Below are 14,944 nucleotides of genomic sequence, written 5' to 3' on the forward strand. Positions count from 1 at the left end.
TAACATATCAAATCCACTCCACTATTTTAGCCTCCACCCGGGTCGGACCCCACCACCCCCCCCCCGCGTCCCCACCAGTTGGGGGGGGGGGCGGGCCCCCCCGGGGCGCGCCCGCCGACGGTCCCGTTTTGGGCATGACCGCCCGTCCCCAGTTCCACCCCAAGATCCCCCGTGCTACCTAGTCGTCATGCTCTCAACTAACTGAGAGTGTCTGAGGTAGAGAGTCGGAACGCAAGATGTAGCAATCAGTTAGTTTTTAACGTCAATCTCACCGTGAGTGCATGATCACTGCGGGAAGCGCTCACCCAACGTGGCGGCGCGATTGGATCACGCGGAAGCGGCTCGCGACGTACGCGCCGTCGGTGTAGGTCGCGTTGGCGGCCGGGTTCGCGCCGGTGCCGTGGAAGTCGCTGAACGCGGCCGACTGGTTGACGAAGACTGCGCCGGTGAGGTTCTCGGACAGGGCGACGCCCGCGTCGAGGGCCGCGTCCCGAGCCTCGTCGAGGATCTTGGTGTCGGTCGAGTAGATCCCGGCGGTCATCGCGCCGTCCTCGGTGACCGTCTTGCGGAACAGCTCGATCGACTGGGCGGTGTCCGCGGTCTTGACGAGGAAGGAGACCGGACCGAAGCACTCCCGCCCGTACACGTCGGCGTCCTCGGCGTCGATCGCGACCAGCAGCGGCGTCCGTACGACGGCGTCCGGGAAGGCCGGGTGCTCGATCGCGCGGGACTGCAGCACCACGTCGCCGTACTCCGGAGCGAGCTCGAGGCGGCTGATCACCGCCTGGTTCACGATCCCGCCGAGGATCTCGACCGCGCGAGCGTCGTCGCCGAGCAGCTTGCTGATCGCGCCGGCGATGGCCGCGCCGACCTCGTCGAACGACTTGTGGCCCTCGTCGGTCTCGATCCCGCCGGCGGGGATGAACAGGTTCTGGGTGGTGGTGCACATCTGGCCGGAGTAGAGGCTCAGGGTGAAGGCGAGGTTGTTGGAGAGCGCCTTGAAGGAGTCGGTCGAGTCGATGATGACCGCGTTCACGCCGGCCTTCTCGGTGAAGACCGTCGCCTGGGTCGCGTTCTGCTCGAGCCACTCGCCGAACTCGCTGCCGCCGGTGAAGTCGATGAGCTTCACCTCGGGCCGCTGAGCGAGCGGCTTGGCCAGTCCGTCGCCGGCCCGCTCGGTGGCAAGGGTGACCAGGTTCGGGTCGAAGCCGGCCTCGGCGAGCACCTCGCGGCAGACGTCGACGGTGATCGCCAGCGGCAGGACCGCGAGCGGGTGCGGCTTCACGACGACGGCATTGCCGGTGACGAGGGAGGCGAACAGACCGGGCCAGGAGTTCCAGGTCGGGAACGTGTTGCAGCCGATCACCAGCGCGACGCCACGGCCGGTGACGGTGAACGTCTTCTCCATCCGGATCGGGTCGCCCTTGGCGGGCTTCTCCCAGGTCGCGGTGGCCGGGTAGCGGTTCATCTCCTCGTACGCGTAGGCGACTGCCTCGAGCGCCCGGTCCAGCGCGTGCGCGCCGCCGGCCTGGAACGCCATCACGAACGCCTGACCACTGGTGTGCTGGACCGCGTTGGCCAGCTCGAACACCCGCTTGTGCAGCCGGTCGAGGATCTCCAGCACGACGCCGGTCCGCCCGTCGATCCCGGCCCGGCGCCAGTCCGCGAGACCTTGCTGGGCCGCGGTGAGCAGTTCGTCCAGGCCCTCCTCGACGACGCGTGGGTAGGAGACGTCCATCGGGATCCCGAACGGCGATTGCTCGCTGACGACCGTTCCGCGTGCGCCGGGGATGTCGAGGGCGTACGTCGTACCGAGGTGGGCCTCGAACGCTGCCTTGCCGTCGGCCGCCGCGGTCTCGCCGTACACCCGTGGGCTCGGGGACTCGGGGAACGCGGAGTGGTAGCCGCGGCTGTGGATCGCCGCCAGTGCGCCGTCCAGGCGCTCGCGATGGGTGGAGAGCAGGTCGGTCGTCATGAAGGCGATGTTACAGTCTTTGGCGCAAGCGGTACTAGAGTGTCACAAGCCGTCTTCTCGATTGGGCAAGGCTATGGACTTGGCAGCCAAGGTGGCCGCGGCGATGTGGGCGGAGGACACCGCCAGCGCCGGGCTGGGCATGCGGCTGGTCGCGGTCGGCGAGGGTACGGCGCGGCTCGAGATGACCGTGCGCGACGACATGGTCAACGGGCACGGGATCGCGCATGGTGGATTCGTGTTCTGTCTGGCCGACTCCGCGTTCGCGTTCGCGTGCAACTCGCGCAACCAGGTGACGGTCGCGCAGGCCTGCGACGTGGTGTTCGTCGCCCCGGCCCGCACCGGCGACCTGCTGGTCGCCGAGGCCTCCGAGCGGACCACCTTCGGCCGGAACGCGATCTACGACGTGACTGTCACCCGTGGCGACGAGGTGATCGCCGAGTTCCGCGGCCGCAGCCGCCAACTGTCCGGAACCATTGTTGAGGAGCAGTCATGAGTCGCGAAGCGTTCCTGGTCGACGGCGTCCGGACCCCGATCGGGCGGTACGGCGGGGCGCTGGCCGCCGTACGACCCGACGACCTCGCGGCGAACGTGATCTCGTCCCTCCTGAACCGCACCGCGCTCGACCCGGCGCTGATCGACGACGTGATCCTCGGCTGCGCGAACCAGGCCGGCGAGGACAACCGGAACGTGGCGCGGATGGCCGTGCTGCTTTCAGGTCTGCCGGACTCGGTGCCCGGTACGACGATCAACCGGCTGTGCGGATCGGGGCTGGACGCGGTCGCTTATGCGGCGCGGTCGATCATTGCCGGGGACAACGACATTGTCGTCGCCGGCGGGGTCGAGTCGATGTCGCGGGCACCGTTTGTGATGCCCAAGGCAACGACTGCGTTCTCGCGGCAGGCGGAGATCTTCGACACCACGATCGGCTGGCGGTTCGTCAATCCTGCGCTGAAGGAGCAGTACGGGATCGACTCGATGCCGGAGACGGCAGAGAACGTCGCGGCGGAGTTCTCGATCTCGCGGGAGGACCAGGACCTGTTCGCGTTGCGGTCCCAGCAGCGAGCCGCGAAGGCGCAGGCGAACGGGCGGTTGGCCGAGGAGATCGTTGCCGTTGACGTACCGGGCAAGCGCGGGGCGGTGACCGTGGTCGATACCGACGAGCATCCGCGGGAGACATCGCTCGAGGCTCTTGCCGGTCTGAAGACACCTTTCCGGTCGCCGGGGACGGTCACCGCCGGGAACGCGTCGGGGGTGAATGACGGCGCCGCCGCGCTGCTCGTGATGAGCGGGGAGGCGGTGGAACGCTTCGGTATGAACCCGCTGGCACGGGTCGTGGGGACAGCCGCGGCCGGCGTACCGCCTCGGATCATGGGGATCGGGCCGGCGCCCGCTACGCGGAAGCTGCTTGACCGCACTGGCGTCGCGCTGTCCGACATCGACGTGATCGAGTTGAACGAGGCGTTCGCCTCCCAGTCTCTCGCCGTACTGCGGCAACTCGGCCTTCCCGACGACGCCGAGCATGTCAACCCGAACGGCGGCGCCATCGCCCTCGGCCACCCGCTGGGGATGTCCGGCGCCCGCCTCGCTCTCACCGCGGCCCTGGAGCTTCGCCACCGCGACGCCCGGTACGCGCTGGCCACCATGTGTATCGGTGTCGGGCAGGGCATCGCGACCCTGCTCACTCGTCCTTAGGGGTTTCTTTATGCTCGGTGAGGCTTACCCTTCAGAGTTGCGTGACGCGGGCGAACGGCTGTCCGTCGACGAGCTCCGGGCGCGACAGCTGTCGTTGCTACAGGCAACCGTGCGGCGGGCTTATGAGAATGTGCCGCACTATCGGGCGGCGTTGGACGGAGTCGGTTTCAAGCCTGGGGATCTGCAGTCGCTGGAGGATCTGAGCCGGCTGCCGTTCACGGCGAAGAAGGATCTGCGGGACAACTACCCGTTCGGGATGTTCGCCGTACCGCGGACCGAGGTGGCGCGGGTGCATGCGTCGTCCGGTACGACGGGGCGGCCGACCGTGGTCGGTTACACGAAGCGGGATCTGGACAACTGGGCCGATCTGATGGCGCGGTCGATCCGTGCTGCCGGTGGGCGTGCGGGTGATGTGTGCCATGTTGCCTACGGCTACGGTCTGTTCACCGGCGGGCTCGGCGCGCACTACGGGGCCGAGCGGCTCGGGTGCACCGTCGTACCCGTCTCGGGTGGGATGACGGAGCGCCAGGTGGATCTCATCCGCGACTTCGGTGCGCGGATCATCATGGTCACGCCGTCGTACTTCCTGTCGATCGTCGACGAGATGGCTGCGCGTGGGCTGGATCCGCGTGAGACCTCGCTGCGGATCGGCATCTTCGGGGCCGAGCCGTGGACCGAGGCGATGCGCACCGAGGTCGAGGAGCGTACCGGGATCCACGCGGTCGACATCTACGGTCTGTCGGAGGTGATGGGCCCGGGGGTCGCGCAGGAATGCGTCGAAACCAAGGACGGCCTGCACATCTGGGAAGACCACTTCCTCCCCGAAATCATCGACCCGGTCACCGGCGAGGTCCTCCCCGACGGCTCCGAAGGCGAACTCGTCTTCACCACCCTCACCAAGGAAGCCTTCCCGGTCCTCCGCTACCGCACCCGCGACCTGACCCGCCTACTCCCCGGCACCGCCCGCCCGAGCATGCGCCGCATGCAAAAGATCACCGGCCGCACCGACGACATGATGATCGTCCGCGGAGTAAACGTCTTCCCCACCCAGATCGAAGAACAAATCCTCCTGGTCGAAGGCCTGACTCCCCACTACCTCTGCGTCCTGACCCGCCCCGGCCGCCTGGACGAACTAACCGTCCAGGTAGAAGCCGCCCCCGACCTGGCCGACTACACCCCCGCCGCATCCGCCCTGTCCCGCCGCATCAAGGACCGAGTAGGCGTAACCGCCGCGGTAGAGGTAGTCCCTCCCCACGCCCTGGAACGCTCCCTCGGCAAGGCCAAACGCATCAAAGACAACCGCTGAGGGTTGCTAACCCCTCGGCCAGCTACAAGAGGGAGTCGGGTTGGGTTTGGAGGTGGCGGGGTTTGCGGTGGGCGGGGGGTCGGATGTGGGGGCGGACGAGGGCTTCTACCTCGAAGTCCTCCAGGTTGAATTTGGCGGCGATCTCGCGGTACGACGCCCCGGTGCGGACCTCGTCGATCACGTCCTCCACGAACACGTCGTCGACCATCGGGCGGCCGTACGACCGTGACGGGTCCACGATGACGTCGATGTCGTGGTAGATCACCAGTCGCAACGTCCCGGCATACCCGTCGTCCGCCCATCCGATCGCCGCCGACCCGCGCCGCAGTACGCCGGGGAAGCCGCCCTGGCTGTCGCGGATCCGCTCCCAACCCGCCTCGCGTCCCTCGGCAGCGATCTCGACCAGCAGGTCACGTCCGTCATGAGCAAGCCCGGACCAAGCCAACGGATAGTGCCGCCCCGCCCGCGACCGGAGCGCGACCGCGGCCTCGCCGATCGCTTGCAGCGACAACCCGGTACGGCGCAGGTGCCGCAGCATATGCGTCTCAACCAGCCCGGCGAATGTGATCGTCGGCTCGCCCCGGCCACCGCTCCCCGCCTCCAGCGCCCCCGACCGCAACCAGTCCCCGAGCGTCGTCGCCGGCAGCCCGAGCTGGAGGGCTACATCAGCGCGGGTGTAGAGCGGCAGGTCGAACCGTGGATCCACGTGTCACCTCGATGCGCGGTGCGGGCGCTTGTCACAACTAGAGTGCCAGAAATCAGGTTTCCTCCCCGGCGCCCGATCGGATACGGTCCTCCTGCCGGGGGGTTCGACACCTCCGGCGGCGAGAGGAGGTGAGCGCGATGTCGAGTCCGATTGTCGTGCTGCCCGTTCGCCGTACCTGCGGCTGACCGGGTGGCTCCGTTCCACCAAGGAGTTAGTCGCATGACCGAAGTACAACGTCCGTCCCTGACCGCCGGAGAGCGCGCTCAGTTGATCGGATGGCTCGACCTGCAGCGTTCCTTCGTCCGGATGAAGTGCACCGGGCTCAGCGAGGAAGATGCCCACCGCAAGGTTCTGCCGACGTCACCGTTGATGACCGCCGCCGGTCTCGTCGCCCACCTGCGCTGGGTCGAGTACTCGTGGTTCCAGCTGGGCATCGCCGGTGTCCCCGACACCGGTCAGACGCCGTGGATCGAGGGCGCCCATGTCGACGCCGAGATGTTCGTCGACGACGTACCGCTCAAGCAACTCCTCGACGAGTACGACGAGGAGTGCCGCCGGTCGAACGCGACCATCGCCGAGCTCCCGCTCGAGGTCGTCGAGAAGGGCCAGCCGGCGGAGAAGGCGGCCTCGTTGCGGTACGTCCTGTGCCACATGATCGAGGAGACCGCGCGGCACGTCGGCCACCTCGACATCATCCGCGAGCTGCTCGACGGAGTGACGGGGTACACGAAGCCGAACTGACCAGGAGGTAACCCGGTTACACCTGCGCCGAGCGGTGGATAGGATGTCCGGCATCTGGCACGGGGTAGCGACAAGAGGTGTGATGAGGGAACCCTCCGTACGCCGTTATTCCGGGCGGTCAGTCGAGGAGTGGAAGGCCGCGCGCCGGGAACGGTTGCTGGCCGCTGCGCTCGAACTCTTCGGGACCGAAGGATATCCGGCGACATCCGTGGAACGCCTGTGTACACAGGCGAAAGTGTCCACCCGGCACTTCTACCACGAGTTCCAGAACAAGGAAGCCGTGCTGCTCGCAGTCCATGCGCAGGTGATCGAGCTGGCGGTCCGGAGCACCGGAGACGCGCTCCGCCGGACCGCCGACCGACCGGTCCGGGAGCGGATCACCGCGGCCGTCGACTCGTACCTGCGCACGATCATGGCCGACCTCCGCCGGGCGCGGATCTCGTTCGTCGAGGTGGTCGGCACCAGCCCGGCGGTCGAGGAGCAGCGGATCGCGTTCCGGGAGTTGTTGATCGGTAATGTCCGCGATCTCGGCGATACCGCGGTGGAGCGCGGTGAGATCAAGCGCAAGGACTTCCGGTTCCTCGCGCTGGCGTTCTTCGGCGCGGTGAACACCGTCGTCTACGACTGGATGCTGGCCGAGCCGCGGCCGCCGGAGCAGAAGGTGCAGAAGTCACTGCGAGACCTTGCGGTGCAGCTGATCACCGCTTAGTCCGAGCTGAACCGTTTGCGAAGCTCGGCGATCGCTTCGTCGCGCGTGAGGGCGGCGCCGGCCGCGAAGGCGGCGTCGTACCTTTCGTTGCCCAAGGCATCACGTAGCCGATCGACAGACCGTTGTACGTCGCCGTCCGGGACCGACCGCATTCCCCGCAGTACGGTCGCCATCCCGAGCGTCCGCGCCGCCTGCTCGGTCTCGCCGACCGCCACGTCCACATCGACCGAGGTCTCGACGACGGATGCGACGAGCGGCATGTCCTCGGTGGTGATCGCCAACCGCACGGACTCCCGGTTGCGTTGTTGCGCCAGCTCGATATCGCCCGTGGCCGCGTTCGTCCGGCTGAGCTGCGCGAGCATGCTTGCCTGTCCGTGCGGCGCGACCCGCTCGGCCTCGAGGTCGAGCATCCCGTACGCGCGCTCGGCCAGGTCCCGCGACTCGTCCAACGCGCCGGCCCGGTACGCGATCCGCGCGAGACCCATGTACGCCATCGCCTGACCGCCGCGGGATCCCGTCTCTTCGGACAGCCGCAATGCGCGCTCGAGGTCCGCCCGGGCGCCATCGATGTCGCCCAACTCGATCCGGCTCATCGCGGCCCCACCGAGCAACTGCGCGACGCCTTCCGTCGTACCGAGTTCCTCGATCAGCTGCAGCGCCTCGATCAACGACTCCAGCGCCTGGGCATGATCACCGGTGCTGGCCTGGTAGCTCGCGAGGCCGCGCAGCGCCATCGACGTACCGAAGCGATCGCCGAGCTGGCGGAAACCGTCGAGCGCGACCGTGAGGTTGGCCGCCATCTGATCGACTTCGCCCTCGTTCTCGCGGAACATCGCGCCCATCATCACGCCCATGTTCCGGACCCACGGGTCGTGATGCTCGCCCGCGGCCTCGAGCTCGCGGAAGCAGGTGGCCTTGTCCCGCCGGATCGCCGCCCATACCGCGTTGGTGAACAGCCCGATCCCCGCGTCGATGAGAACCTGGTGCCGCCGGGTCATCCAGCGAACCGTCGCCAGTCCGCGGATCATCTGCTGGAACGACTTGGCCGGATCCTCGCCGCTCGACATCTGTCCGAGCGCGAGCAGGTACAGCGCCTCGGCCTTGTCCAGCGGCGCACTCTTCCCCGGTACGGCGAGGGCCGCCCGCATCCAGTTGACCGCCTCGGCCGGACGACCGCTCATCGTCCAGTACTCGCCCAGCACGGCAACCATCTGTACGGCGATCCGCGCCGAGCCGATGTCGATCGCCGTACGGAGCGCGTCGAGCAGGTTCTCGTTGTCGGCGGTCAGCCGGGCGATCCACTGGATCTGCTCACCGGTCCGCAGCTTCGGTCGCGCCCGACGCAACATCCGGCTGAAGTACGCCGTGTGCTTGCGCCGGAAGTGGTCGTACTCGCCGGAGGCGTTCAGCTGCTCGGCGCCGTACGCCCGGACCGTCTCCAGCATCCGGTACCGCACAGACCGCTCGTCGGCCGCGGCCTCCACGAGGGACTTGTCCACAAGCGACGCGAGGACACCGAGCACGGACTCGGGCGGGATGCGGTCGTCGCTGCAGATCTGCTCGGCAGCATCGAGCGTGGCCCCACCGGAGAACAGTGAGAGCCGTCGGGCGACCGCCTGCTCGTCCGGGTCGAGCAGGTCCCAGCTCCACTCCACGACTGCCCGCAGGGTCTGGTGCCGGGGCAGTGCGGTCCTCGAGCCGCTGGTCAGCAGCCGGAACCTGTCCGTGAGCCGGTCCACGATCTGCGGCGGCGTGAGCGCCCGCAACCGGGCCGCCGCCAGCTCGATCGCCAGCGGCATCCCGTCCAGCCGACGGCAGATCTCTGCGACCGCGTCCCGGTTCTTGTCGATCAGCGCGAAGTCCGGGCGTACGGCGCGGGCACGGTCGACGAACAGCTGCATCGCGGGGTAGTCGTCGTCGGTGGGCTCGTCCTCGGGCGGCATGCCCAGCGGGCCGACCGGATGCAGATGCTCACCCGGGATGCTCAGCGGTTCGCGGCTCGTTGTCAGCACTCGCAGCCGTGGGCAGGAGGCGAGCAGCGAGTCGACGAGTCCCGCGACCTCCAGGATCAGGTGCTCGCAGTTGTCGAGGACGAGAAGGATGCGCCGGTCACCGATGACCTCGACGAGCCGGAGCGTCGCGGCGCGGCTGGTCGGGATGTGCTTGGGCGCAAAGCTCGCCGGCTGCAGGTCGACGTACTCGCTGGCGCCGAGGGTGGACAGGACGGCTGGTGCCACGTCGGCGGCGTCACCGAGCGGTGCGAGCTCTACGAACCAGATGCCGTCGCCGCTCTGCTCCACCAGCGTTCTGCCGGCCTCGGTGGCCAGTCTGGTCTTGCCGGCACCGCCAGGGCCGACCATGGTGACCAGTCGGGTCCCGTTGCTCATCAGACGGGTCAGCTCGGCCACGTCCTCGCGGCGGCCGACGAAGCTGGTCATCGGCGCACGCAGGTTGCTGCGCGGCATAGACGGCGCAGGAGTTGGTACGGACGTTTTGGCAGTCGGGTCGACGTTGTCGCCTCGCAGTACCGAGACGTGGAGGTCGCGGAGCCGCATGCCGGGGTCGGCGCCCAGCTCGTCGGCCAGCGTGGTCCGGACCCGTTCGTACGCCGCGAGGGCCTCCGCCTGGCGACCGTCGGCGTACAGGGCTCGGATGAGGAGCTCGTGCACTCGCTCACGGAGCGGGTGGGTGACGGCGAGCTGTTCCAGGTCGGTGATCAGGTCGCGGGCCTGGCCGCAGGTGACGGCGGCTTCGGCCAGGTCCTCCGCGGCGGCGAGGCGCAGCTCGGCCAGGCGGTCCGCCTCGACTGCGGCGAACGGAAGGTCGCGGAGGTCGGTGAGGGCTTCACCGCGCCATAGCTTGTCGGCCTGGGTCAGGAGGGCGTGGGCCTGCTCCGGCTCGGTGGTCAGTAGGGCGCGGCCGCGGCGTACCAGATCTTCGAACTGGAGGGCGTCCACGCAGTCCGGACCGATGGTCAGGGTGTAGCCGGCCGGGCCGGACTGGACCGAGATGCTCGACTCGGTCGCGGGGAGACCGGCCCGGAGGCGGGACACCAGGGACTGCAGAGCGTTCGCACTCGGGGCCTCGCTGCCCCAGAGTCCGTCGACCAGCGTCTCGACGCTGACCGGTCGCCCGGCGGACAGCGCAAGGCGCGCGAGCAGCCCGCGCAGGCGGACGCCGCGGATGTCGAGCGGGGTCCCGTCAGCCGCCCACATCGCGAGAGGCCCAAGCACCGCTATGCGCACCCCTCAAGCCTCGCACATCGCCCCGACCAAACACCCTGCCTTTTGTCACTTCCCTGCCTTAAGGTCGGAACTCGTGACAGATATCGCCGAGCAGACGCAGAACGCACTCACCCGTATCGTCGCCGAGCGGCAGTCGAAGGGCCGGGTTCCGGGAGTTGTGGGCGCCGTCGCCCGCGCCGGGAAGCTGGCCTGGTCGACCGGTGCCGGATCGGCCGACCTGGAGAGTCCGGGCGTACCGCCGACCGCGGACTCGCAGTTCCTGATCGCGTCCCAGAGCAAGACGCTGACCGCGGTCACGATCATGGCGTTGCGCGACGAGGGCAAGCTCAACCTGGACGACACGGTCGACAAGCTGATCCCGGGCAGCAAGCACGAAGGCATCACCGTCCGGCAGATGCTCAGCCATGCCAGCGGCATGCAGCGCGAGCCGGTCGGCGACGTGTGGGACCTGATGAAGTTCCCGTCCCGCGACGAGCTGGTCGACGGGTGGAACGACGCGGAACGGATCGGCAAGCCGCACCACCGGTTCCACTACTCGAACCTGGTGTTCGCGCTGCTCGGTGAGATCGTCGCGCGGATCGACGGCCGGTCCTGGTACGAGTCGGTCAAGGCACGGATCCTCGACCCGCTGGAGATGCGCCGTACGACGGTCGGCATGGACGGCGGACCGGCGCAGACCGGGTACTACGTGCCGCCGTGGACCGACGTACCGGTGCGCGAGCCGCTGCTCGACATCGGTGCGATGGACGCCTGCGGCGGGCTCGCGTCGACGGCCGAGGACCTGGCGAAGTGGGCGATGTTCGTCGCGAACCCGGTCGACGAGGTGCTGTCGAAGGACACCATCGACGAGATGTGCCAGGTGCAGATCATGGCCGATGTGGACCGCTGGCAGCTCGCGTTCGGGCTCGGGTTCATGCTGCTGCGCCGCGGCGACCGGCTGTTCGTCGGGCACGACGGCGGGATGCCGGGTCACATCACGTCGACGTTCGTCCACCGCGACTCCGGTACGGCGGGTATCGCGCTCTTCGGCTCCACGTCCTCGCCCGCGCCGAGCGCGCTCGCGACCGACCTGGTCATCAAGGTCCTCGAGGACGACCCGCTCCCGGCCGACCCGTGGGTCCCCGGCGTCGACGTCCCGGCCGAGCTGGCCGGCGTACTCGGCACCTGGTTCACCGAGGGCAGCCCGTTCGACTTCACGGTCAAGAACGGCGTACTCCAGGCCAAGTCCCCCGCGGCCGCCGAGTGGCAGTCCCCCGCCGTCTTCGAGAAGATCGCCGAAGACACCTACCGAACCGTCTCCGGCCGCGAAACCGGCGAACTCCTCCACATCACCCGCACCCCCTCCGGCACCCCCGAAAAGTTGCACTGGGCAACCTACCTCTGCACCCGCCAACCCCTCGCCTTCAGCGAGATCAACCCCGGATGATCCGTGTTGCCCGGAAGAGGATCGTCAGCTAGCCTCTGACTATTCCCCCAGTTGCCTCGGTGGCTGGGTGCGAGGCCCCACTTCGGTGGGGCTTCTGCTTTTTCACCACTCCCCAGGTTTCCTGATCACAGCGCCGGCATCGTCGATCACCCGCTGAGGGAATTGGCTGGCCCCCAGCACTCCTTCCCGGATCTGCCGGGTGAAGGTCGGCTGGCAGGTCAGCAGCCGTTGACTCGGCACCTTCTGTGGGTTGAGCAAGCCGACCACCTTGCCGAGTTCGTGCCGAACGATCCGGATCGGCTCGGTCAGATCCGAGTCGTTGCTCACCACCGCGAAGGCCTCCGCATCGTCCCGGAAGGCGTCGACGAGCAGGTACGTCGCCAGGTTGACGTCCGAGCCCTTCTCCTCGGTCTTGATCACCTCGACCGTCCGTGGACCCACGACCGGAGGAGTGGCGAGCAGCATCCGGGTCGGCTTTGTGAGGAAGCTGCCGAGGTGTACCTCGACGCTCGGCAATGTGCCGAGGGCCCGTAGGTACGCCTGCTGCCGAACCGGGGCATGCAAATTGTCCGGGCGCTCCTTGACCAAGGCTGTGAAGTACCGGATCCGGTTGACTTCGAACCTGCGGAGCAACAGTTCGCACATCTTCTCCAGATTCAGCCACTTGTACGGTCGGCCCTTCAGGCACCCGTAGTAGAGGTTGAAGCCGTCGACGTACACGTTGATCCGCACCACGTCAGGCTAGTGGGCGACGGAGTGGATTCGGGGCGCCCTGAACAGCCTTGTGGACAACGAGATCAATCTGCCCCGGGATGCCCCTGGATACCCCGTCAGACGACGCAGAAGTCGTTGCCTTCGGGGTCCTGCATCCATAGGTGGTCCAGGGTGGTGGAGTTTTCGGCGGGGACTTCGCGGACGAGGGTGGCGCCGGCGGTGATGAGGGTGGTGGCGGTGGCTCGGATGCGTTGTTCGCGGAGGGGCTGGGGCTCGGCGCGGCCGCCGGCTACCTGGAGGTCCAGGTGGAGGCGGTTCTTGGTGGTGCGTGGCTCGGGGACCTTGAGGAAGGAGATGGCGGGGAGTACGCCGTTCGGGTCGGAGATCGAGGCGCCGTCGTTCCACTCGTTCTCGGGGACGTTCATCGCGGTCAGCCAGTCCTCCCAGGTGTCCCAGCCCGCGGGCGGATCCGACTCGGTGTAGCCAAGCGCCGTACACCAGAAGCGCGCGACCACGGCCGGGTCCACGCAGTCGATGGTGAGCGTCCAGTTCGTGGTCATACGACCACTCTGACGCTCACCACCGACAGATTTCAGGTACGGCGGCGGTAGGCGCGGATCGCCAGCGGGGCGAACACCGCGACCAGACCGACCATCCAGGCCAGCGTGATCAGCAACGGCTTCTGCAGCGGACCGCCGCCCATCAGGGCGCGTTCGGTGTCGACCAGGTACGTGATCGGACTGACCTTGGTGAAGGCCTGCAGGAATCCCGGCAGCGTGCTGGTCGGGACGAAGATGTTGCTACCGAAGGTCAGCGGGAACATCACCAGGAAGGCGACGCCCTGCACGCCTTGGGCGGTCTTCATGACCAGCCCGAGCCAGACCCAGATCCAGCACATCGACAGCGCGAACAGCAACACGATCAGCATGCCCAACAGACCGTTGCCGACGCCGTTCTCGAAGCGGAAGCCGAGCACGAACCCGCTCGTCATCAGGATCACGATCGACAGCGAGTACCGGACCGCGTCCCCGAGGACCGCACCGATCAGCGGCGAGATCCGCGCGATCGGCAGGCTGCGGAACCGGTCGAAGACACCCTTCGCGAAGTCGTCGTTCAGACCGACCCCGGTGCCCATCGTCGCGAACACCACGGTCTGCACCAGCAGCCCGGGCAGCAGCGTCGGCAGGTACCCACGCCAGCCGCCGCCCCCGGCGATCGCGCCGCCGAAGACGAACAGGAACAGCGCCAGGAAGATGATCGGCTGGAACGTCACGTCCGCCAGGGCTTCCGGGTTCTGCCGGATCCGGACGATGTTGCGCCAGGCCAGCGTCAGGCTCTGCGGCACCCAGGCGAACGGCCGCGACCGGTGGCCCAGGTGGGCAGCTGGTTCGAGTGTTGCGGTGGTCATCGGCCTACTCCTTCCAGTACGGCGTCGGACTTCTTCTCTTCGGCGGCGTGACCGGTCAGGGCGAGGAAGACCTCGTCCAGGCTGGGCAGTCGCAGCGACAGCTCGGTGACCGCGATCCCGGCCTCGTCCAGCCGCCGTACGACGACCGGCATCGACGACCCGTCGCTCACCGGGACACTGACGAGGGTGTTGACCACATCGACACTGGGACGCGTCCCGGTCGACTCCGCGACGATCGCGGCAACCCGCTCGAGGTGCGCCGGCTCGGCCGGGCGGACGTCCAGCGACTGCTTGCCCGCCTGCGCCTTCAGCTCGGCCGGCCGCCCGGAAGCGACCACGGAGCCCTTGTCGAACACGACGATCGAGTCGGCCAGCGCATCGGCCTCCTCCAGGTACTGCGTGGTGAGCAGGACCGTGGTGCCGTCGAGGACGAGGTTGCGCACCGTCTCCCAGACGCCGTTGCGGGCGTGCGGGTCCAGACCGGTGGTGGGCTCGTCGAGGTACAGGATGCTCGGGTTGCCGACCAGGCTCGCGGCCAGGTCGAGCCGGCGGCGCATACCGCCGGAGTACGTCTTCGCGATCCGCTCACCCGCGTCGGTCAGCTCGAACCGCTCCAGCAGCTGGTCCGCGCGGGCCCGGGACTGCGCTCGCGAGAACCCGAGCAGCCGGCCGATCATGATCAGGTTGCGGCGACCGGACATGTCCTCGTCGACCGAGGCGTACTGTCCGGTCAGCCCGATGATGCTGCGGACCTTGCCGGCGTCGCGTACGACGTCGTACCCGCCGACTGTGGCGTGGCCGGCGTCGGGCCGGAGCAGGGTGCCGAGAATGCGGACCGCGGTCGTCTTGCCGGCGCCGTTCGGGCCGAGGACCCCGAGAACCGTGCCGGTGGGCACGCTCAGATCGACGCCGGCAAGCGCCGTGGTGTTGCCATATTTTTTGACCAGACCGGTTGCCTCGATGGCGACCTGGTTCGTTGTGGTCATCGGTTCCTCCCAGTGAACTTACTTACTGGGACTACC

General features: G+C 68.1%; 13 protein-coding genes. 6 read left to right on the forward strand and 7 right to left on the reverse strand.

Annotated features, from left to right (window positions below; translation table 11 throughout):
* Positions 1–301: 301 nt before the first annotated feature.
* Positions 302–1,975 (reverse strand): phenylacetic acid degradation protein PaaN, encoded by a 1,674-nt coding sequence (gene paaN, locus ACFWUU_RS26590; RefSeq protein ID WP_380179214.1) that lies wholly within the window; start codon positions 1,973–1,975, stop codon positions 302–304.
* Between the two features lie 73 nt (positions 1,976–2,048).
* Between paaN and paaI the strand changes: the two genes are divergently transcribed.
* Genes paaI through paaK form a run of 3 tightly spaced genes read left to right on the forward strand, consistent with a single transcriptional unit; the run spans position 2,049 to position 4,973 of the window.
* Positions 2,049–2,468 carry a hydroxyphenylacetyl-CoA thioesterase PaaI gene (paaI, locus tag ACFWUU_RS26595; RefSeq protein ID WP_380179217.1) on the forward strand — a complete coding sequence of 140 codons (420 nt, stop codon included), beginning with the start codon at positions 2,049–2,051 and terminating at the stop codon, positions 2,466–2,468.
* Positions 2,465–3,667, forward strand: a complete 1,203-nt coding sequence (pcaF, locus tag ACFWUU_RS26600; RefSeq protein ID WP_380179219.1) for a 3-oxoadipyl-CoA thiolase — start codon at positions 2,465–2,467, stop codon at positions 3,665–3,667. Before paaI ends, pcaF begins: the two co-directional genes overlap by 4 nt.
* A gap of 37 nt (positions 3,668–3,704) precedes the next feature.
* Positions 3,705–4,973 carry a phenylacetate--CoA ligase PaaK gene (paaK, locus tag ACFWUU_RS26605; protein WP_233714872.1) on the forward strand — a complete coding sequence of 423 codons (1,269 nt, stop codon included), beginning with the start codon at positions 3,705–3,707 and terminating at the stop codon, positions 4,971–4,973.
* A gap of 22 nt (positions 4,974–4,995) precedes the next feature.
* Here paaK and ACFWUU_RS26610 read toward each other — a convergent pair whose 3' ends face one another.
* The gene (locus ACFWUU_RS26610; RefSeq protein ID WP_380179221.1) at positions 4,996–5,679 is read right to left on the reverse strand and encodes a hypothetical protein; all 684 of its coding nucleotides are present in this window, start codon (positions 5,677–5,679) and stop codon (positions 4,996–4,998) included.
* Between the two features lie 219 nt (positions 5,680–5,898).
* Between ACFWUU_RS26610 and ACFWUU_RS26615 the strand changes: the two genes are divergently transcribed.
* Positions 5,899–6,420 carry a DinB family protein gene (locus ACFWUU_RS26615; protein WP_380179223.1) on the forward strand — a complete coding sequence of 174 codons (522 nt, stop codon included), beginning with the start codon at positions 5,899–5,901 and terminating at the stop codon, positions 6,418–6,420.
* 82 nt (positions 6,421–6,502) lie between these two features.
* The gene (locus ACFWUU_RS26620; protein ID WP_130442845.1) at positions 6,503–7,129 is read left to right on the forward strand and encodes a TetR/AcrR family transcriptional regulator; all 627 of its coding nucleotides are present in this window, start codon (positions 6,503–6,505) and stop codon (positions 7,127–7,129) included.
* Here the strand turns inward: ACFWUU_RS26620 and ACFWUU_RS26625 are convergent.
* Positions 7,126–10,362 (reverse strand): BTAD domain-containing putative transcriptional regulator, encoded by a 3,237-nt coding sequence (locus tag ACFWUU_RS26625; RefSeq protein ID WP_380179225.1) that lies wholly within the window; start codon positions 10,360–10,362, stop codon positions 7,126–7,128. The genes ACFWUU_RS26620 and ACFWUU_RS26625 overlap by 4 nt on opposite strands.
* A gap of 85 nt (positions 10,363–10,447) precedes the next feature.
* Here ACFWUU_RS26625 and ACFWUU_RS26630 point away from each other — a divergent pair, with 85 nt between their 5' ends.
* Positions 10,448–11,800, forward strand: coding sequence for a serine hydrolase domain-containing protein (locus ACFWUU_RS26630; protein WP_380179227.1), 1,353 nt, complete (start codon positions 10,448–10,450; stop codon positions 11,798–11,800).
* Positions 11,801–11,902: 102 nt separating this feature from the next.
* Here ACFWUU_RS26630 and ACFWUU_RS26635 read toward each other — a convergent pair whose 3' ends face one another.
* The 4 genes from ACFWUU_RS26635 to ACFWUU_RS26650 all read right to left on the reverse strand — a co-directional run bounded on the left by ACFWUU_RS26635 (position 11,903) and on the right by ACFWUU_RS26650 (position 14,908).
* Positions 11,903–12,532, reverse strand: coding sequence for an NYN domain-containing protein (locus ACFWUU_RS26635; protein WP_137256133.1), 630 nt, complete (start codon positions 12,530–12,532; stop codon positions 11,903–11,905).
* A 98-nt stretch (positions 12,533–12,630) separates the two neighbouring features.
* Positions 12,631–13,074 (reverse strand): VOC family protein, encoded by a 444-nt coding sequence (locus tag ACFWUU_RS26640; protein ID WP_380179229.1) that lies wholly within the window; start codon positions 13,072–13,074, stop codon positions 12,631–12,633.
* Positions 13,075–13,106: 32 nt separating this feature from the next.
* Positions 13,107–13,922 (reverse strand): ABC transporter permease, encoded by an 816-nt coding sequence (locus ACFWUU_RS26645; RefSeq protein WP_380179231.1) that lies wholly within the window; start codon positions 13,920–13,922, stop codon positions 13,107–13,109.
* Positions 13,919–14,908: an ATP-binding cassette domain-containing protein gene (locus ACFWUU_RS26650; protein WP_380179233.1), complete on the reverse strand. Its 990-nt coding sequence runs from the start codon at positions 14,906–14,908 to the stop codon at positions 13,919–13,921. The genes ACFWUU_RS26645 and ACFWUU_RS26650 overlap by 4 nt, the downstream gene beginning before the upstream one ends.
* Positions 14,909–14,944: the final 36 nt, after the last annotated feature.

Origin of the sequence: Kribbella sp. NPDC058693, assembly GCF_042715335.1 — a bacterium.
Lineage (GTDB): Bacteria > Actinomycetota > Actinomycetes > Propionibacteriales > Kribbellaceae > Kribbella > Kribbella jiaozuonensis.